Source organism: Microbacterium sp. NPDC079356, assembly GCF_049545465.1.
Lineage (GTDB): Bacteria > Actinomycetota > Actinomycetes > Actinomycetales > Microbacteriaceae > Microbacterium > Microbacterium gawkjiense.
The window spans coordinates 16,581-34,633 of sequence record NZ_JBMWDN010000008.1; the positions used below are offsets into that span (position 1 = coordinate 16,581).

Genomic DNA, 18,053 nt, shown 5'->3' on the forward strand with positions numbered 1-18,053 from the left:
CATGGCACAAGGGACGAAGAACCTCACCGGCGCGCTGATCATCGGCACGCCGATCATCGTCGTGGTGAGCATCTTCGCTCTCGTCCTGCTGTTCATGACCGGCGGTAGCGCGTCCGCCGCCTGCAGCGGCGGTGTCGGCACCGCCGACCCCGACAACGTGCCCGAGGAACCCGTCGCCGGCTACTCCGGGGAGCAGCTGCAGAACGCCGCGCTCATCATGAACGCCGCCGTTCCGCTCGGCCTGGATCGGCAGGCTCAGGTGATCGCCGTGATGACCGCAATGGGTGAGAGCTCGCTGCGCAACATCGACTTCGGTGACGACGTCAACGGCGTCACCAACCCGGACGGGACACCCACGTGCTCCCTCGGGCTGTTCCAGCAGCAGTGGTGCATCGGCAACTGGGGAACCAAAGAGCAGGTGATGGACCCCACCTACGCCGCCACCCAGTTCCTCACCCGGCTCGCCGCCGTCGACAACTGGACGTCACTCGAGCCGAGCATCGCCGCGCACAAAGTGCAGCGCAACGCCGACCCGTTCCACTACGAGAAGTTCTTCGACCCTGCCAACCAGGTCGTCACCGCCCTCGCCGGAGGCGGGGGATGCACAGGCACCGGAGCCATCCAGTTCCCCCTCTCCAAGGGCTACAACATGACCTCCGGCTTCGGCCCTCGCAGCATCAACGTCCCCGGCGCACCTTCCTGGCACGCCGCCGTCGACCTGCAGCACTGGCCCAACCCCTGCGGCGACCAGATCTACTCCATCAGCGCCGGCACCGTCACCTACAAAGCCGGATACCAACTCACAGTCAAAGCGCCCGAGGGATGGAGCGTGTCGTACCTCCACATGAGGATGGATCAGGTCTCCGTCGACGTCGGGGACACCGTCACCGCAGGGCAGCCGATCGCCCTCGTCGGCAACGAGGGACCATCCAGCGGATGCCACCTCGACTTCCGTATCAACCAGATCGGCAGCACCGACCAAGCAGTGCTCTCCCTGCCCGACGCCGTTTCGCTCGGGTCGCCTGCCCGCTACGCCGGCTTCGTCCACCCTGAAGAGTTCTACGAGCTGTTCGGCATGGAGCTTTGCCCGCCCTCATCGTGTGAGAGGCAGTGATGACCGCAGTCCCGCACTACCCCGTCATCCACGTCACCGTCGCCGCTGACGGAAGCGCCCACGCAAACGTCGCCGGTCGTCACGACGACTTCCCCTCCGCGGAGTTCACCAACACCCGACAGGCGGTCATCAGCTATGCGACGACAATCGCCGTCGAGCTGCGCCGACCCGTCCGCATGAAGATCGTCGACCCCGACGGCGAGTGGAACGTCGCCGTCGAACCGACCGGCAACGTCATTGAAGATCCACACGCCGCCGCCCGCCGCGCGCGCCCCAGGAAGGCGCCCACCACCGCGGCAACACCGACGCAGCAGATCCCGCGAGGACCGGTGCCACCGACCCCGCCTGCGGAGCAGGTGGCATCCGCGTGGGCGGCGCCGAAGGCACCGGACGAATACGACGAGCCGGACCCCTACACGCGACTCTCGGAGCGCAAGCGCCCCGCCGTCCCGACCGCACGCATCCACGCCAGCACGGGCGAGTCCGGGGCCTTCACGACCACGGCGCTCATCGGCCGGCGGCCTGCCCCTCAGCCCGGTGAGGCCGTCGAGCTCCTACTCACCACCGACGACGGCACCCGCCAGGTCTCCCGCACTCATCTGCGCCTCGAATGGGACGAGGGCGCGCTCTGGGCGACTGACCAGGCAGCCGCGAACGGCACACTCATCGAACGCACCGGTGCCGTGACCGTGGAGCTCACGCCGTGGAAGCCGTACCGGCTGCAGAGCGGCGACGTCGCCGTTCTCGGTGACGTCCGGCTGACGATCACGCTCTCAGGCGTCGAGGACGGAAACCTCGCATGAGCGTCGCCGCTTGGAATACTGGTCCCTCAACAGCTCCACCTTCCGAACCCGATCGGAACAACTATGAGGACCACCCCCCGTTGAGCGAAGAGGACTACTGGGCGCAGTTCCCCGACACCCTCACCACTGCGGACGTCGCCAAGATCATCCGCACTGGCGCTCCCGCCGTGCGCGCACGCCTGCGCGACGGCATCATCCCCGGCCACCGGATCGCTGATTCATGGGTCATGTTCAAGGCCGAGATCCGCGCATGGCTAGCGGCCACGAGCAACCGACCCATCCCAGCCGGCGAGCCCGTCGACGTCCTGGCGGACTACCCCGACGAGCTCAGCTACCGCGACCTGATGCAGCTATTCCGCGTCAAGTACAAAGGCACCATCTACATCTGGCTCGAGCAGGGGCACATCCCCGGCTCCTTCGTCGGAAACCGCTGGATCGTGCACAAGTGGCGCCTGCGCGAACTCCTCGACGAGACGAGCAATCAGCGCCCCAGCGGTGAGGACGCCGAATGACTCCGACACGCCGCCCCGCCTCACATTTCGTTAACGCAAACGCGGTTAGCGTTCGAGGCATGGCACGCAACGGCATTGGCCGCCCCAGCAAGGGCGAGCGCGACGCGATCCTGGCGAAGCCTCCCGTCACCTTCGGCGCGATTCTCAAAGAGAACGCCGACAAGGAGGGGCTGAGCTACGGCGACTACCTGCTTCTTCTCGCCGCCGAACAGCTCAACATGCCGCAGTACGCCCCCAAGCCCCCGCGCAATCGCGCGGCCGAACTCGATATCCCCCGGGAGGCCAGTTCCGCCGCCGCATAAACGAAAGAGCCCGCCGTTTCCGGCGGGCCCCTCAAGGATTCGTTGCTCTGAGTCCAGGTCGCCAAACTCACGACTCGAGAGCTTCCACATTCCAAGTCCGGTGAAGCCGGAGGCTTCGTCGTTCCCAGAAGGAGTTGGGACTGACTATACCAAGCGCGCACCTCGGCGCCAGCGTTTCCCTCGCACACACCCGCGTGTCGGAGCCCGATCGGGCCTCCGCGTGGGCGACCACCCGCGCCCTCACGCTGCGCGACGTCGTGCGCGCAGCAGCGCAGGACGCGAGCGGCGAGATCCTGAACGACTACAGCCGCGACTGGTCCGTGAACGCGATGCCCCCACGGACCACCTGGGCCATGTACCTGTCGGCCGACAGCCGCACGTACAAGTACCTCTGCTTCGACCTCGACAGCAGCCGCGGTAATGCGCCCTACGACGCCGGCAGACTCTCCCTCTGGCTCGATGAACTCAATGTGCCGCACCTCGTCTGCGAATCCGGCCCCACCGGCGGCCGTCACGTCTGGATCGGCCTCGCAGCGGCCGTCGACGGCGCAGCCGTCCGCGACCTCGCCCTGCTCGCCACACAGCTGCTCCCCTCCCTCGACCCCACTCCCCTGCTCAACCCCGCCACAGGATGCGTGCGGCCGCCCGGAGCCCCCCACCGCCTCGGCGGTGTATCCGTGGCCCTCGGGCCGCTCGCACCGTTCACCACGCAGCCCGTCCCGCCCGAAGCGGTCACCGACCTCGCCGCATTCCTCGTCGACGCCGGCGCCGAACTTCCCACCGTGGAGCTCGCAGCCCTGCACGGCATGGCCGTCGACCAGGACGGCCACCCCTACATCGCGGGCCCCAAGCGCGCCCTCAGCCCGCGAGTGGCCGCACTCATCGACGAGACCCCGGCGGCGGATGCGTCCTACACACTGGCATCCGTCCTCGCCGGCTGCGCGCACTCCCGCTGGCGGTACGCCGACGTCCTCGAGCTGGTCGACTCCCCCGCGTTCGAGCACGTCCGCACCATGCGAACCAAGCGAGGCCAGGAACGCACGCCACGCACCGCGACAGGCCGCGCCCGCACGCTCACGAACGCATGGAACAACGCCGTCCGCTACGTCGCCTCACACCCCCTCAACGGTGCCGGCGACGACGCCGACTACCTCGCCCGCTCCAACCGTGCCGTCGCGGCCGTAGAACGCGCCCAGGAGCGCGCAGACGCCATGCCGGGGCTTTGGGGCGCGGACCGCGCCTCATCGGCGGCACGACGCCACACCGGGACGCACAGCACCCGCGCCGTCCTCGACGCCCTCTGCCTCTACATCGCGCAGTCCGCGCAGCTGACCGTCGAGACCGACGTCCGGCGCCTCTCCGCCGACACCGGCTACGGACGCACCACCGTGCACACCGCCCTGCAGCGGCTCTCCCAGCCCGTCACCGACGACCCTGAGTCAGCGTGGATCGTCCGCGTCGGAGATCCCGAAGGACCCCACGGACAGCGCTACCGCCTCTCCCAGAAGTTCTCCACAGAGAACCACCCTCACGACCGGACACAAGTGCCTGCACGCCCCGCCGGCCACCCTCCCACCCCGACACGCGCCCACTGGCTGAGCCACCTCCACAACCGACTGCGCCCCCTCCGCCACGACACCTTCGCTGCACCCCGCAGCCTCGGCCGCACCGCAGGGATCATCTACGCCGCACTGCACCCTGACGCGATCGCCACCGTCGACGAGCTCCGCACGACCACCGGCCTCGACGCCCAGCGGATCAGGAAAGCTCTCGACCGCCTTTCCTCGCACGGACTGGCCCACCGCGGACCGGCCGGATGGATTCGAGGCGATCACGATTCCCTCGACCAGGCCGCCGACGCCCTCGACGTCGCCGGCTACCTCGAGCAGCGACGCGCTGCCTACGGCAACGAGCGAGCCCGATGGGAATGGTGGAACGCCGAGCTCACGTGGATGAGGAAACCGAACAAGAAGCGCCGAGGGCGTCGAGCCACGACCGGCGTCGCACTGTTCGCGCAGAACGATCGTCCCGACTACGCACGGTACCCACGAGGCCCTGACGGTCGAGGCGACCACAAACAGGCCCTCCAGCTCGTGCGAGCCGGCATCCTCTCCCCCGCGGCCACGCTCGACGCGGCCTGACCCTCACCGAGGCGCCCGGAGCTGCGCTCCGAACGGTCGAGCCGCTCCGCGGCCGGTTCTCTCGTTGTCCGTCTGCCTGGCCGCCGAATCGTAGTTCGCTCCCACGGCTGCCGTGCGGGGCTTTCGCGGCATATCCTCCCTCGCTGTGCTCAGTCCGGTATTCCACGACCCCGCACTCTCGCCGCTCCGCTCTCAAACGATCCTCTTGCCAGACAGGCGAACAAAACAGTTGATCGGGAGAGAGAAGATCATGGCTGAGACCACCGCCCACACCGGGACCGTCGAGCACATCGACCCGCAGAGCCTCATCATCGAGGCCAACGTGCGCCCGAGCGCACCCATCACCGCAACCTTCGTGCAGAGCATCCGGGAGAACGGCGTCCTCACGCCCGTCCTCGCCCGACGCGACGACCACGGCAACGTCCTGGTCCGCGCCGGTCAGCGGCGCACCCTCGCTGCCCGGGAGGCAGGACTGAGCACGATCCCCGTCTACGTCGTCGAGGCCGCAGAAGCCACCGCCGAGCGGATCATTCAGCAGATGGTCGAGAACGACCAGCGCGAAGCACTCACCGAAGGCGACCGAGCCGCCGCGTTCCAGCAACTCGCATTCGAGGGCATGAGCGTCACCGCAATCGCCAAGCGCACCGGCACCAAGGCCAAAGAGGTCAAGACCGCTCTCACCGTCGCGGAGAACCCCGTCGCGACAGCGGCGATCACCGAGCACCCGCTCACCCTCGACCAGGCCGCCGTACTCATCGAGTTCGACGACGACGCCGACGCTCGCGCCACCCTGATTGAGGTCGCCACCACCAACCCCAGCCAGTTCGAGCACGCCGTACAGCGCGCCCGCGACGAGCGGGAACGCGCACAGATCAAGGCCACCGCCGAGGCCGACCTGACCGAACGCGGCTACACCGTACTCCCCCAGGAACCCGGCTACTACGACACCGAATACACCGCGATCCGCGACCTCGTCACCCTCGACGGCGACCGCGTCACCGTCGAGCACATCGAGAACCTTGAAGAGCGGTTCGCATCCGTCCGCGTCAACTACCGCGGCGAGCCGTCCACGACGTACTACCTCCGCGACTACAAGAGCGCCGGATTCCGCAAGGACAGCGGCGCAGGAGCCAACAGCGGCCCCATGACCGACGAGCAGAAAGCCGAACGCAGGACCCTGATCGCCAACAACAAGGCATGGGCATCCGCCGAGGTCGTGCGCCGCGAATGGCTGACCACGTTCCTCGCACGAAAGACGCTCCCTAAAGACACCGCCGCGGTGATCGCCCGAGGACTCACCATCCACCGGAACGCCGTCAGCACCGCGACCCGCGACGGGAACCGGCTCGCACACGAACTCCTCGGATTGGAGCCCTCCGGCTACTTCGAGGCCGACAAACTCGCCACCCTCGTCGAGCAGAACCACGCGAAGGCCACCCACGTCGCCCTCGCGATCATCCTCGGAGCCGTCGAGAGCATCACCAGCAAGCAGACTTGGCGCTCACCGTCCCACACCGACCGGGACTACTTCACCCAACTCGCCGCATGGGGATACGGGCTCAGCGACGTCGAGCAGATCGTTACCCGCGATCCCTCAGACGCAACCGAGACCGACACCCAGGACTGAAGCGCGCGGGGGCCGCACAGCGGCCCCCGCCACTCCCCCAGGAGGCGAACCATGCTCACCCTCACCACCGACACCGGCCACACCCTCACCGCCAACACCGACGTCGAGCTCGCCGCCCTCTGGGCAGACCACGACAACGGCGAAGGGTGGGACGACGACCTCAGCCCGTTCGAGGAGCACACCATCATGGGCGAATACATCGACGCGATCCACGAGGCGAAGGCCGGCGCGATCACAGGGTGCACCGTCAGCGAGGGGTGATCCCCTCGCACTCCCCCGATATCTAACTGATATCAGCGTTTGAAGTGCACGCTACAAAGCCGTACGACGATCACGACGCCAGCCACCGCAGCTGCAATCCCGCCCGCCCACCCCGCGAGAGTCTGGACCTCCGGAGTCGCCTCAAGCAGCGCAACCGTGATTGCTGATGCAAGGCCCAGGACGATCGCCAGCTTTCCCATGTGGTCCGCGATGAGGTCGGAGTCGCGATTGCGGTTGTGGGTCGCCGCGCTGAGCAATGCGCCGAAACCGGCCAGCACAGCGCCCACGACGACCAAGCCCGATGGGTCAGACTCTCGGGGCAGCAATAGAGACAGGACGACCCCTAGAGCGGCCGTAGCGGTCGTGATGAGTACCCCACCCCTGCTCAACCGGGGATACGTCGCATTCTCGCGATTTTCAGCTTCAGCGAGCTCCCGCAGGATCTCGTTCTTCAGATCCTCTTTCATTCTTCTGCGCTGTTTTCTCGTGAGTAGTTCGTTCTTCGACGCGGCCACGTTCATGAAGCTAGCGGCATAGCGCTGATAGGACCGGCCAGGGGCCGGACAGCGCGCCCTACGGGCGTCCATTTTTTGCCGTGAAGCCTTCGGCAGCATCCGGTCGGCCGCCCTCCGCACAAGTGCTTTCGCGGCATATCCTCCCTCGCTGCGCTCAGTCCGGTATTCCACGGTCACTTGCACTCCGGTTGGCGCTCCCTCGCGGCGACAAGTCGCCTTCACGGCAAAAAAACGAGAGGGAGAGAGAACCCAACATGCTCACGATCACGCACACGCACGAGGCCGGGACCATCATCGAAGGGACCGCCAAGGGCGACGGCACCGCCGAAATCCTCAAGGCCAACCGCTGGCGCTGGGGGCGAAGCATCGGCGCGTGGTACGTCCCTAACAGCCGCGACCGGCTCCCCCAGGACCACATCATCACCCGCACCGCCGCCGCGCTTGAAGCCGCAGGCTTCCCCCTCGCGCCCCTGCAGATCGACCGCACCAGCCGGAGCACCGCCGAGGTCGAGGCCGGCAAGATCGCACGCCAGGCGGACCGCGTCGACGCGCTCGACGCCAAGGCCGACCGCAAGACAGCCACCGCCGACGCGCTCTGGGACGCGCACATGCGCGACGTGGCACGCCTCCCCGAAGGCGGCGAGCCGATCAAGGTCGGCCACCACTCCGAGAGCCGCCACCGGAACGCGATCGACAAGGGCGCACAACAGCGCCCGACGCGGCATCGACGCCCACCACGAGGCAGAAGAAGCCGTCAGACGCGCCAACGCGGCCGCGGTGACGACAGACGCGCGCTACAACCCCGTGACCGTCGCCAACCGCATCGAGAAGATCGCCGCCGATATCCGGCGCGTCGAGCGGCGCATCGAGGACGACGTCTACGACTCCGAGACCGGATACCGCCCAGCAACCGCAGAGCAGAAGGCGAAGCGAGCAGCGCACTACGCGCCGCAGCTCGACGAGCTGCGCGACCAGCTCGCCTACTGGGAGCAGGTGCGAGCCGACCAGATCGCAACCGGCAAGGCCACCGGCTACTCCCCCGCCACCGTCCGTAAGGGCGACGCCGTGAAGATCCGCGGCCACTGGCGGCGCGTGGCCCGCGTGAACACCAAGACCGTCAGCGTCGAAACCGGCTACAGCTGGACCGACCGCGTCGCCTACGCTGAGATTCAGGATCACCGCACCGCAGACGCTACGGCCGAGGAGGTCGCACGATGAGTCAGCGAATCGTCGTCATCGAGAACCGCGTCAGCAAGACCAGCGACGTCGTCGCCCAAGGGCGACAGATCGCCTACCGCGCCCAGGAGCTCGACTACTACGCCCAGCGCGGCTACACGCTCGCGCACACAGCCACCGTCGACGGCCCCGATCACGTGACCTTCGTGGACACCCTCACGGCCGACGACCCCCAGTGGCAGGCGGAGGGGCGACCTCGGTCGCCCCTCCGTACCCCAGCTCGCGCCGGCCTCCCTCCGGTCGGCCGGCCGGCGAGGGGCGATCCCCTCGCACTCCCCCGCTGATATCACTATGAAAGCGACTTGATAGCGCGCTGCCCTGGTGTCATGGTGATATCACTACGGTTTCACTATGAAACCGGTATCAGATCGACAGCACTTCAATACCGCTGCGATATCACACTGAAAGTAGAGTGAAACCATGATCATCCTCATCGGGAGTCAGAAGGGCGGCCCCGGCAAAACGACCATCGCCGTCAACCTCGCCGTCGAGTTCGCCCGGCAGGGCAAGGACGTGTGCCTCGTCGACGCCGATCCGCAGCGCTCCGCCGCTCGCTGGCACGCCGACCGCGAAGAACAGCGGCACACGCCTGCGATCGCGTGCGTCGAGAAGCTCGGCAACATCAACCAGACCCTGCAGGACCTCGCCGGCCGCTACGACGTCGTCGTGGTCGACGTCGCCGGCAAGGACAGCAGGGAGATGCGCACCGGCATGGTCGCCGCAGACACCCTCGTCGTCGTCGTCCGCCCCAGCCAGTTCGACCTCGACACCCTCGGCCACATGAGCGAAGTGATCGACCAGGCCGTCGACCTCAACCCGAGCCTCGATGTGCGAGGGCTCATCACGCAGGTGCCGGCGAACCCGAGCATCACCGAACGCCACGACGCGGAGGAGTACCTGGCCGACTACCCACGCATCCGTCCCCTCGACACCGTCATCTACGAGCGCAAGGCATACCGCGACGTGGCCGGGGAAGGTCTCGGCGTCGTCGAGTGGAACAACCCCAAAGCCAAGAACGAGATCCAGGCCCTCGCAGCAGAGTTGGTGTCCTAATGGCGATCAAGAAGCGCACCCCCGTCGACCCCGCCAAGATCGAAGCGTTCGGCGCAGCCGCCGACGCACCCACACAGAAGGTTGAGGGGCCGGCACCGGCACCCAATGCGCAGCCGGCATCCCGGCCCGCGCCGCGGGCGACCAGCGCGGGGGAGTGGCCCGAGGGCACGTCCAAGACCTTCCTGCTCCGATGGAGCAAGAACCCCGAGCTTCCCGCCCTGCTCGCAGAAGTCGCAAAGCTCGAGGACCGCACCCAGCAGAAGACCGCGCTCCGCGCGCTGCAGCGCGGCCTCGAGGTCATACGGGCCGAGCACAAAGGCTGACGCTCGCCGTGGCTCGCTTTCAGAGTGATATCACCGTGAAAGCACGCCGCCCTACGGGCTGTTCCCACCGGCACGGACACCGGCGCTCAAGAGGCGCCGCTACGCGGCCCGCACCATATCCCGCAGTCTTTGACCTGTCCGGCTGTCGAGGATACGTCGGCTCCACGTCGGGCCAACGGCTTTCGCGGCATATCCTCCCTCGCTGCGCTCACTCCGGTATTCCACGTCCGTTGCTCCCTCCCGCTCCGCTCGCCGTAAATCCCTCGATTGCCGGCAGGCAAAGAAAAACGGTTGGTTGAGGGAAGGGCAGAGCAATGGCTGAGCGGATCACGGTCTACACCACAGGCCCCAGCTGCGCGCGCTGCACACTGACCAAGAACGTGCTCACTAGCAAGGGAATCGAGTACGAAGAGGTGAACATCCGAGACAACGAGGATGCCCGCGCCTACGTCGTCGATGACCTCGGCTACACCGAAGCACCCGTGGTCGTCGTCACCGACGAGGATCACTGGTCCGGGTTCCGTCCCGACCACATCAACCGCATCGCAACCCACTGAGAAGGAGAACGACCATGTCCATCCGCACCATCACCGGAAACCTGGCAGCCGATCCCGAAGTTGTGCAGGCGGGAACCATCCAGATCACCAAGCTCCGCGTCATCGAGAACACGGGGGAGTACCGACAGGGCAAGTACCAGCCCCACGACACCCCCACCACACACTTCGTCGAAGCGCGGTTCGAGCTCGGCCAGAACGCCGCCGCCTCACTCCACCGAGGGGACGCCGTCATCGTCATCGGACGCGAGCACACCACCAGCTGGGGCGACGAGGGCAACAAGCAGTACGGCCGCGTCATCGACGCCGACAGCATCGGCGCCGACCTCACCCGCGCCACCGCCACGATCACCCGCAACGCGCGCGACGACCAGCAGCAGTAACGTCCCCGATCCCTGAGAAGGTGGGCGACGACCTCGCCGCCCACCGGCGAATCGAGCCACTGGAGGAATGCATCCATGACCACGCGCACTGCCACAGCTGTCATCGTCCGAGCTGTCATGCTCACGAACGAGGGCGACGAGAGAGCGGTCTACTATGGCCCGTTCCTGCCCCACGTGGGCAGCGCGACGACCTCGTTTACGAGCATGCTCGAGCGCGAGCTCGAGGCATCCGGCCGCTACAAGCACTGGGACGTCTCTATTGAAAGTCTGTTCATCGCGGAAGGCGAGTCGGACTGCGAGGTGCGCGCCACGAGATAGTTGCCCAGGCGCCAGCGCTGCCCCCGGCCGACCTCTCTCCCCGGCCGGGGGCAGCGCTGTGCCGGGAGAATGGACACATGCTCTGGGAACTCGCACACCGCCCCCGCGACGTCGACGAGGCCACGCGCGTGGAGCTCGAGGCGCCGTCCTCCGGCGTCGCGATCGAGCAGCTGCGGTCGAGGATCCCAGTAGAAGAAGTCGTCCTTTTCGTGCGACAGATCGGCTAGAACACGCGCACCAAGCCGCAATCCGGGCACCGCCACACCGGAGGAGTCGGCGGGTTCCACGACGGCTGCAGCTGCACCAGACAGCGCTCACAGGTAGGGGAGAATCCCGGCCACTCGTCGTCATCCACGACGCCAGGCAACCAGGAAGCCGGCGGCTCCGCAGAAACCATCCACAGGGCGCTCAGCGCCCGCCAGGAGAGGCCGGCGTGACCGCCGAGGCCCACACCCACGCCTTCATCTCCGTCTCTCCCACGCGGAACCTGATCGCGCAGGCATCCGCCGTCCACCGGCAGACCTCCGCGTCGACGAGCGCCGGCGTCGCGCCGAAGCGCACCCACGCCGTCGCCGGCTTCGGCCGCGGGTCGATCGTCACCGGTTCCACGTCTAACCGCAGCTCAGCGCTCGAGAGCGACTGCAGGGGGCCGGCCTCCGCAGCGATCCGCTCGAGGATCCGCGTATCCATCCGGTGATCGACCGCCGCGGCGTACCGCTTGTTCGTCCCCACGGCGACCTCCTCCCGAAGGTGACACGCTACCCAATATCGAACTTATGTTCTATTCTCGGATGCCATGACCCACACCGCCACCGCCACGGAGGTCACACTCTGGCTCGTCGACGAGACGCCGGCGCGCATGTATTACGCGGGGCGGAGGTGGACGGTGACAGACACGCCCACGCGACTCCGAGGCTCAGTGTGGTCCGTCGACCCCGACGACGTCGGCGAACGCCGCGGATTGTTCGGCTGGCGGTTCCAGGCCACGAACGAGACCGGAGAGTCGATCGTGTTTGACGTGTACGGCGGCCCGGGGGAGTGGCGCGTTCATCGAAGCTGGAGCTGACACCTCCGACCACAGGGTGCACCTGCGCTAGAGAGATCGATACCTCTGCAGCCAGCTGACTATCACGTGAGGCAGCCGACCCGTGGCATACGGTAGTCGCGTGGAGCTCACCGAATCCTGGCGCGCTGTAATGCCGTCGCACCTCCTTGATCGGTATGAGTTCGCTGAAACCCGCAACGCTGCGACGCTCATTGCTTCTACGCACCCGGAGGAGTTCGAGCAACTCTGCGCCGTGCTGTCGCACTTCAGTTTCGATGTCGATCGGATCGTGCGCCCGGGCGGATCGAAGCACCTCATCTCACTTGAGCTTGATGAAGCGTTCCGGGAGCTGGGGTGGCGGGAAGGTCGCTACGACCAGGAACTGACGACCACCCTCACGCTTGAGCCGTATCGAGCGGCGGGGGAAACGACGAGGTACCGCCGAGTCAGCCAAAACGAATATGGCGGGCACAAGATCGACAACGTCCGGGGTCGCATCGGGCTGGATGTTGAGTGGAACCCGAAGGATGGGAACCTCGATCGAGATTTCGGAAACTTCCGCGCCCTCTACGACGGGGGCGCCCTAGACGCCGGGATCATCCTTACGCGCACCGTGACGGGGATGCGGGAACTGTGGATCGAGACCATTGCGCGGAGCAAGGAGATCGCCAGCGGTGCAGGCTGGTCAGAGGATTGGCGGCGTCGCCTCACCAAAACCCCGAACGACCCACTCGGAACGAGCACCACGTCAAACTTCGAGAAGCTGGTCCCCAGAGTGAAGCGGGGCGACGGTGGCGGATGCCCGATCCTCGCCATAGCTATCACTGATCGTCTCTACCGGTGGCCGGACGATCTCGACTCGGCGATTGTTGAACTGGCCAACTCCGTTGGTGCAGGTGAGACACCCGAAAGACTCGGGCACCGCATGGGGCTGGTGCACTCTCCATCGATCGCGCCGGAGCTGCTGACGGACGACGACTCCGACAACTGACGCAGCAAACTGGCGCTCGCCGGCCGAAATATAAAGATCCAATGCCCGCGCTTTAGATCTTTAGGGCGTAGGATCTCAGTGTGCCCACGATCGACAGCATGGCAGACCTCCCCGACATCGCCCCTCTTCCCACTGTGGACGGCGGCTTCCAGACAGTCCTGGCTGACCCGCCGTGGCGTTTCGCTAACCGAACAGGGAAGGTGGCTCCAGAACATCGCCGGTTGGATCGCTACGGAACGATGGATCTCGACGACATCAAGGCGCTGCCGGTCGGAGATGTGACCTCAAAGAACGCACACCTCTACCTCTGGGTTCCCAACGCCCTCCTACTCGAGGGGATCGAGGTTCTGCAGGCGTGGGGGTTCCGGTACGTCAGCAACATCGTGTGGGCGAAGCGACGCAAGGATGGCGGACCAGACGGACGAGGCGTCGGCTTCTACTTCCGAAACGTAACCGAACCGATCCTGTTCGGCGTCAAGGGGTCGATGCGGACCCTGGCACCTGCCCGGTCAACGGTGAACATGATCGAGACGCGGAAGCGAGAGCACAGCCGCAAGCCAGACGAGCAATACGACCTCATCGAGTCATGCAGCCCTGGCCCATACCTAGAACTGTTCGCCCGATACGCACGCGAGGGTTGGAGCGCATGGGGCAACGAAGCGGATCAGGAGGTCACCCCAAAGGGGCAGGTTCACCGAGGCTACGGCGGCGGCGGGATCGAGCGGGTGCCGCAGCTAGAGCCTCACGAACGAACGAGCGATTGGCTAGCCCACCGGATAGGTGCGATCCTCGCCGACGAATACGAGCGTGGCGCCAGCATCCAACAACTCGCGACGGACACCGGCTACAGCATTCAGCGGGTGCGCGGTCTCCTCGACCGCGCCGGCGTGAAGAAGCGTGGCCGCGGTCGCCCTACGAAGAACTCGGAGCGCCCCTCTGAGCACGCCCTGACGTAGCTGTACCCAATCATCTATGGAACGTAGGACTGCCACGTCTTGCTAACCATGCTGCGGGAGAGACCTGTCGGCGGAGCGCGAGTCCGAATCGGGTGAGGGCCGGCCCGCCGGAAACGATCGTTTTCGGCCCGCTACGCGCGGAGGGAAAGGACGGTCTCCCAGAAAGGTTGGCCGGAACTGAGCTCTGGCGGACGTTTCCGGTGCGCCGTCGACGAGGGAAGAGCCCGACCCCGAAAGCTATCTGGTTAGCGGCGCCGATGGAGCGGTGTCGCCCTCAGCTGTCGTCGGTGACTGCGCAATCGTGGTCGCTGATCAGAGTTGGGACCGGTCTCGACGGGAGTCGCGACTGCCCGGATACGGCGCCAGACATCGTCGCTGGTGACCATCCAGACACCTCCGAGAACATCAGCGAAGTCCCGACGTGCGTGAGCGATCGCCTCGATTCGTTCGATTACAAGTTCTCCATGGCAGCGGATGATGTCCTCGGTCAGTCCCGCGGCGAGGATGCCGGTGTGCTGGCCAAGATTTCCACTCGGGTCGTCGCGGATCAGGTCGAGGATCCGGACCACGACGTCGAGCGCGCGCTGCGGATCGGAGCTTGCGAGCTGGCCGGCGAGAATCGCGTCCAGCGGTTCGTCCATCTCGTCATCGAAGTCGACTGAGCCGGACTGGAAGTCGAGCCAGTGGCGCGCATAGGCGTCAACCGACTCAGGCGGCAGTGAAAACCACGACGTCCCTGACACGTCCCCCATTCTGTGCCACCCGTTGCCTCCGCGCCTCTTCAAATCTCCTCAGTGGGATTGATCGCAACGGCTACTGGCCTAGCCGAAAACGATCGTTTTCGGTGCGCTCGGCCAGGGGGTGCCCGCCGACCTCGACACGCCGAGGATGGATCCTGTGACTGTTCTTCCAATGTGGCGGCGTTCTGTTCAGCGGGTTGGCGGCATTAGCCGGTGACGAGGACGCTGGCGGCGGCTTCGATCACGTCGTCGGTGATGGTTTCGAGTTGGTTGATGCGTAGGACTCGTTGGATTTGGGGGAAGAGGCGTTCGAGGAGGCGGAAGTTGCCGCGGGTGATGCGTTCGATGGCGGCGATGGCTTGGGCGTCGGTGAAGTCGTCGGGATCGAGAGCTTTGCCGAACCGTTTCCAGTGGCGGTCGAGGACGAAGAGGAGTTCGTCGCGGCCGAGGGCGCGGTAGCGGTGGGCGAAGCCGAGGCGGCTGTAGAGCTGGGGGTAGTGGCGGAAGCGTTGGTCGATGCCGGGCATGCCGATGAGGATGACTGCGACGTGGGTGCGGTCGTGGTGGTCGCGGATGAGTTCGAGTCCGGTGGGGGTGAGTCGCTCGGCTTCGTCGATGATGAGCAGTTCGACCCAGCGTGTGACGTCCTTGCTGCTGTTATCGACTTTGCCAAGGCTGAGCTGGTGGTCGTCGATACAGACGCCGACGCGCACGCACCAGCGCTCGATCTGGTAGATGAGCTCGCGGGGCTTGTTGAGCACGTCGGGGGTGTAAAACACGGTACGAGATCGGTTGGCGTGCGCGCTGTGGCGGGCGTCGTCGTCGGATCGCGGTGGTGGGTGTTCGAGGTACGGGCCGAGGGTGTCCCAGTGGGCGTATCGGCGGGCGGAGTTGGTCTTGCCGACTCCGGCGTCGCCGTGACAGATGCCGATGGTGTGCTCGGTACGGACGGCGTTGGCGAACTCCACGAAACGGCGGTGTTCTTTGGTGATGATGAAGGTGCTGGGCATCATTCCTCCTCGTAGGTGCGAAGTTGCCGACGTCGGTGGATTGCGGGGGATGCGTCGTTCGGGTCTGTGCGTATGGCGGTTGTCGGAATGCGGTCGTTGATGGCCTTGCGCAGTTGGTGGCGGCGGGCTCGGCGGGCGCGTTCGATGTCGTTGAGGCTGAGCCGATCGTTGGGGTGCGCCTCGTCGACGGCGATACAGACGAAGGTGTCGTGGTCGTAGACACGGATCTCGGATAGATCGCGAGGGTCATAGCGGATGGTGACGGTGTGTCCCACAAACGGAGCCAGAGTGGGCGCGAGGTAGCGCAGGCCTTGGAAGTGGATGCCGTCGCGTTGCACCGTTCGCAGTTTCGGGACGGTGAGGAGGAGCCCGTCGAGCTGGTCCAAACTTTCAGGCATTCGCGGCAGCCAGCCTTCGCTCACCCACGTGTCCCGCGGCGATGCGCCAAGCTCTCGGTGAGTCCGATGGTTGTACGCGGTGATGAAGGAGCCGAGTGCGAGGTCAAGTTCCGGCAGGGTCAAGGTGGGTGCTGGCTGGCGTGCGCCGGAGGCGATGTGCCCGGGCAGGGCAGCGAGCAGTTCGGTGTTGACGGTTCTGAAGAACCGCTCGATCTTGCCGCGGCCTTGGGGGCGACCGACGGTCGAATGGATGATGCGGATTCGCAGGGCGATGGCGGTGTGTTCGAGGTGGCGGCTGGTGAAGTCGGAGCCGTGATCGACGTGCAGGATGTCGGGGATGCCGCACATGACCCATGTCGGGTCGGGTTTGCGCCAGATCGCTTGCCTCAGCGCGAGTGCCGTGTTCATCGCAGAGGGGGATCCGAGGAACACGGTGTAGCCACAGATGGCGCGGGAGTAGTCGTCGAGGATCACCGTTAGCCACGGCCGATCCGGCTTCGCGGGCTGCGCGCCAATGGTGAGAATGTCGAGCTGGGTGTGGTCGGCCTGCCAAATCGCGTTGGGTCGATCGGCTCGTCGACGCAGAACGAGTTCGTGCCGGTCCCGGTACGACGCCGGCCCTTCCAACGCCAGGGTGACCATCGCTGGGTCGAGTGCGGCGACGATTCTCCTGACGGTGGCGTAGGACGGTGCCGGCTGGTGCGTCCGGCCAGCCTCGGTCGCTACGAGTCGATGGAGGGTCGCGATTGATGGTCGGGGCCTGGTCAGAGCGAGTCGTTCAGTGAACGTGACGAGGGCAGCTGCGACGCGCCGGGTGGCGATTGCTGCGGGTGCGGGTGGGGTGGGGGTGCCGTCGCTCTTGTAGCGGTGATGCCAGCGTTCCAGGGTCCGCAGACCTATCCCCGTCTCGCGAGCGAGAGCGGCGAGCGGTATCCCGTCCTCGACGTGCAGCCGAAGAACTTGCCACCGCTCGCTCGCGTCCATCCGAGACCTACATCCTGGTGGACTCCACCGCGGTTACCGCGGCCTGGTGCCGATATAGCGTGGCTCGACTCCACCCCACCAAACGCGCCGCTTCAGCTGCGGTGCGGCCCTTTCGGCGCGCGTCCGCAACGATCGCGAGCTTTTCGCCTATGTCCTCGGGCTTCACGGGTGGGCGGCCGAACCGGGTGCCGTTGGAGCGGGCGGCGGCGATACCGGCATTGACGCGCTCAACGATCAGTTCCCGCTCGTATTCGGCCAGCGTGGCGAGCATGTTCAGCATGAGGCGGCCGGTCGAGGTGGACGGGTCGATCCCGTCCGACACCGATCGCACCTGCACACCCTTCTCTCTCAGAAGGGTGACGGTGTTGAGCACATCGATCAGGGAGCGTCCCAGCCGGTCCACCCGCCACACCACCACGGTGTCGCCGTCCTGGGCGTACTCGAGCAGGCGCTTCATGCCGGGCCGAGTGATTGCGCTCTTACTGCCTGAGGTCACGTCCGCGAACACGTCGCGAGGCTGCACCCCCGCAGCGACTAGCGCGTCCCGTTGTAGCTGCGCATCCTGCGTTGTCGTACTCACCCGCGTGTATCCCAGAAGCCTCACGCCGCCATTGTGACTCGCAAACCCCATCCAACGCTAGAGACGAGACAAAATACGGCGAGACACCATTGTGGGACAGCGCGATCCGCGTCACGACGTGCCTCCAGCATGCAATGGCGACGTTCCCTCGGGTGTCTCTTTTAGCTTCAGCTTTCCGAGACGAGCAAAATTGATGAGAATCACGTC

General features: G+C 66.1%; 25 protein-coding genes and 1 pseudogene. 20 read left to right on the forward strand and 6 right to left on the reverse strand.

Going from position 1 to position 18,053, the window contains the following annotated elements; all coding sequences use genetic code 11:
- Position 1 precedes the first annotated feature (1 nt).
- From ACPEH0_RS14015 to ACPEH0_RS14045, 7 genes are all read left to right on the forward strand, one after another.
- Entirely contained in the window at positions 2–1,114 is a 1,113-nt protein-coding gene (locus tag ACPEH0_RS14015) for a M23 family metallopeptidase (protein ID WP_366214647.1), read from the forward strand.
- The gene (locus tag ACPEH0_RS14020) at positions 1,114–1,917 is read left to right on the forward strand and encodes an FHA domain-containing protein (RefSeq protein WP_366214646.1); all 804 of its coding nucleotides are present in this window, start codon (positions 1,114–1,116) and stop codon (positions 1,915–1,917) included. The genes ACPEH0_RS14015 and ACPEH0_RS14020 overlap by 1 nt, the downstream gene beginning before the upstream one ends.
- 80 nt (positions 1,918–1,997) lie before the next feature.
- Positions 1,998–2,429, forward strand: a complete 432-nt coding sequence (locus ACPEH0_RS14025) for a helix-turn-helix domain-containing protein (RefSeq protein ID WP_121061248.1) — start codon at positions 1,998–2,000, stop codon at positions 2,427–2,429.
- A gap of 59 nt (positions 2,430–2,488) precedes the next feature.
- A complete protein-coding gene (locus tag ACPEH0_RS14030; protein WP_121061251.1) occupies positions 2,489–2,731 on the forward strand; it encodes a hypothetical protein in 243 nt (80 codons plus the stop codon).
- A gap of 194 nt (positions 2,732–2,925) precedes the next feature.
- Entirely contained in the window at positions 2,926–4,872 is a 1,947-nt protein-coding gene (locus ACPEH0_RS14035; RefSeq protein WP_366214645.1) for a hypothetical protein, read from the forward strand.
- Positions 4,873–5,122: 250 nt separating this feature from the next.
- Positions 5,123–6,499, forward strand: a complete 1,377-nt coding sequence (locus tag ACPEH0_RS14040) for a ParB/RepB/Spo0J family partition protein (protein ID WP_366214643.1) — start codon at positions 5,123–5,125, stop codon at positions 6,497–6,499.
- A 51-nt stretch (positions 6,500–6,550) separates the two neighbouring features.
- On the forward strand, positions 6,551–6,760 hold the full coding sequence (locus ACPEH0_RS14045; RefSeq protein ID WP_366214642.1) for a hypothetical protein: 210 nt from the start codon (positions 6,551–6,553) through the stop codon (positions 6,758–6,760).
- A 32-nt stretch (positions 6,761–6,792) separates the two neighbouring features.
- On the opposite strand, the gene ACPEH0_RS14050 is transcribed toward ACPEH0_RS14045, so the two are convergent.
- Positions 6,793–7,275, reverse strand: a complete 483-nt coding sequence (locus ACPEH0_RS14050; protein WP_366214641.1) for a hypothetical protein — start codon at positions 7,273–7,275, stop codon at positions 6,793–6,795.
- A 254-nt stretch (positions 7,276–7,529) separates the two neighbouring features.
- On the opposite strand from ACPEH0_RS14050, the pseudogene ACPEH0_RS14055 reads away from it, so the two are divergent.
- The 9 genes and pseudogenes from ACPEH0_RS14055 to ACPEH0_RS14095 form a co-directional block, all read left to right on the forward strand.
- Positions 7,530–7,919, forward strand: a pseudogene (locus tag ACPEH0_RS14055) (hypothetical protein); the annotation flags it as partial.
- A gap of 133 nt (positions 7,920–8,052) precedes the next feature.
- Positions 8,053–8,493, forward strand: a complete 441-nt coding sequence (locus ACPEH0_RS14060) for a hypothetical protein (RefSeq protein WP_423719495.1) — start codon at positions 8,053–8,055, stop codon at positions 8,491–8,493.
- A complete protein-coding gene (locus ACPEH0_RS14065) occupies positions 8,490–8,795 on the forward strand; it encodes a hypothetical protein (protein ID WP_366214640.1) in 306 nt (101 codons plus the stop codon). Before ACPEH0_RS14060 ends, ACPEH0_RS14065 begins: the two co-directional genes overlap by 4 nt.
- 136 nt (positions 8,796–8,931) lie before the next feature.
- A complete protein-coding gene (locus tag ACPEH0_RS14070) occupies positions 8,932–9,564 on the forward strand; it encodes an AAA family ATPase (RefSeq protein WP_366214639.1) in 633 nt (210 codons plus the stop codon).
- Complete coding sequence (locus ACPEH0_RS14075) at positions 9,564–9,887, forward strand: hypothetical protein (RefSeq protein ID WP_366214638.1); 324 nt, start codon at positions 9,564–9,566, stop codon at positions 9,885–9,887. The genes ACPEH0_RS14070 and ACPEH0_RS14075 overlap by 1 nt, the downstream gene beginning before the upstream one ends.
- 314 nt (positions 9,888–10,201) lie before the next feature.
- Positions 10,202–10,444 carry a glutaredoxin domain-containing protein gene (locus tag ACPEH0_RS14080; protein ID WP_366214637.1) on the forward strand — a complete coding sequence of 81 codons (243 nt, stop codon included), beginning with the start codon at positions 10,202–10,204 and terminating at the stop codon, positions 10,442–10,444.
- A gap of 14 nt (positions 10,445–10,458) precedes the next feature.
- Entirely contained in the window at positions 10,459–10,824 is a 366-nt protein-coding gene (locus ACPEH0_RS14085) for a single-stranded DNA-binding protein (RefSeq protein ID WP_366214636.1), read from the forward strand.
- Positions 10,825–10,899: 75 nt separating this feature from the next.
- The gene (locus ACPEH0_RS14090; RefSeq protein WP_253035051.1) at positions 10,900–11,142 is read left to right on the forward strand and encodes a hypothetical protein; all 243 of its coding nucleotides are present in this window, start codon (positions 10,900–10,902) and stop codon (positions 11,140–11,142) included.
- A gap of 77 nt (positions 11,143–11,219) precedes the next feature.
- On the forward strand, positions 11,220–11,369 hold the full coding sequence (locus ACPEH0_RS14095) for a hypothetical protein (protein WP_366214635.1): 150 nt from the start codon (positions 11,220–11,222) through the stop codon (positions 11,367–11,369).
- Positions 11,370–11,550: 181 nt separating this feature from the next.
- Here the strand turns inward: ACPEH0_RS14095 and ACPEH0_RS14100 are convergent, their stop codons facing one another.
- Positions 11,551–11,874, reverse strand: coding sequence for a hypothetical protein (locus ACPEH0_RS14100; RefSeq protein WP_366214634.1), 324 nt, complete (start codon positions 11,872–11,874; stop codon positions 11,551–11,553).
- Positions 11,875–11,938: 64 nt separating this feature from the next.
- Between ACPEH0_RS14100 and ACPEH0_RS14105 the strand changes: the two genes are divergently transcribed.
- The 3 genes from ACPEH0_RS14105 (at position 11,939) to ACPEH0_RS14115 (ending at position 14,134) form a co-directional block, all read left to right on the forward strand.
- Complete coding sequence (locus tag ACPEH0_RS14105) at positions 11,939–12,208, forward strand: hypothetical protein (protein ID WP_365539575.1); 270 nt, start codon at positions 11,939–11,941, stop codon at positions 12,206–12,208.
- A 100-nt stretch (positions 12,209–12,308) separates the two neighbouring features.
- Positions 12,309–13,178, forward strand: coding sequence for a BglII/BstYI family type II restriction endonuclease (locus tag ACPEH0_RS14110; RefSeq protein WP_253035048.1), 870 nt, complete (start codon positions 12,309–12,311; stop codon positions 13,176–13,178).
- A gap of 80 nt (positions 13,179–13,258) precedes the next feature.
- Complete coding sequence (locus ACPEH0_RS14115; RefSeq protein ID WP_253035047.1) at positions 13,259–14,134, forward strand: MT-A70 family methyltransferase; 876 nt, start codon at positions 13,259–13,261, stop codon at positions 14,132–14,134.
- Positions 14,135–14,379: 245 nt separating this feature from the next.
- On the opposite strand, the gene ACPEH0_RS14120 is transcribed toward ACPEH0_RS14115, so the two are convergent.
- The gene (locus tag ACPEH0_RS14120) at positions 14,380–14,694 is read right to left on the reverse strand and encodes a DUF6869 domain-containing protein (RefSeq protein WP_423719494.1); all 315 of its coding nucleotides are present in this window, start codon (positions 14,692–14,694) and stop codon (positions 14,380–14,382) included.
- On the opposite strand from ACPEH0_RS14120, the gene ACPEH0_RS14125 reads away from it, so the two are divergent.
- Entirely contained in the window at positions 14,599–14,796 is a 198-nt protein-coding gene (locus ACPEH0_RS14125; RefSeq protein WP_366214681.1) for a hypothetical protein, read from the forward strand. The two genes, ACPEH0_RS14120 and ACPEH0_RS14125, sit on opposite strands and share 96 nt — an antisense overlap.
- 284 nt (positions 14,797–15,080) lie before the next feature.
- On the opposite strand, the gene ACPEH0_RS14130 is transcribed toward ACPEH0_RS14125, so the two are convergent.
- The 3 genes from ACPEH0_RS14130 to ACPEH0_RS14140 are packed head-to-tail and all read right to left on the reverse strand — an operon-like array spanning position 15,081 to position 17,870.
- A complete protein-coding gene (locus tag ACPEH0_RS14130) occupies positions 15,081–15,884 on the reverse strand; it encodes an AAA family ATPase (protein ID WP_359921437.1) in 804 nt (267 codons plus the stop codon).
- Positions 15,884–17,266: a Mu transposase C-terminal domain-containing protein gene (locus tag ACPEH0_RS14135; RefSeq protein ID WP_359921434.1), complete on the reverse strand. Its 1,383-nt coding sequence runs from the start codon at positions 17,264–17,266 to the stop codon at positions 15,884–15,886. Before ACPEH0_RS14135 ends, ACPEH0_RS14130 begins: the two co-directional genes overlap by 1 nt.
- 7 nt (positions 17,267–17,273) lie before the next feature.
- Entirely contained in the window at positions 17,274–17,870 is a 597-nt protein-coding gene (locus ACPEH0_RS14140) for a recombinase family protein (RefSeq protein WP_366214632.1), read from the reverse strand.
- Positions 17,871–18,053 lie beyond the last annotated feature (183 nt).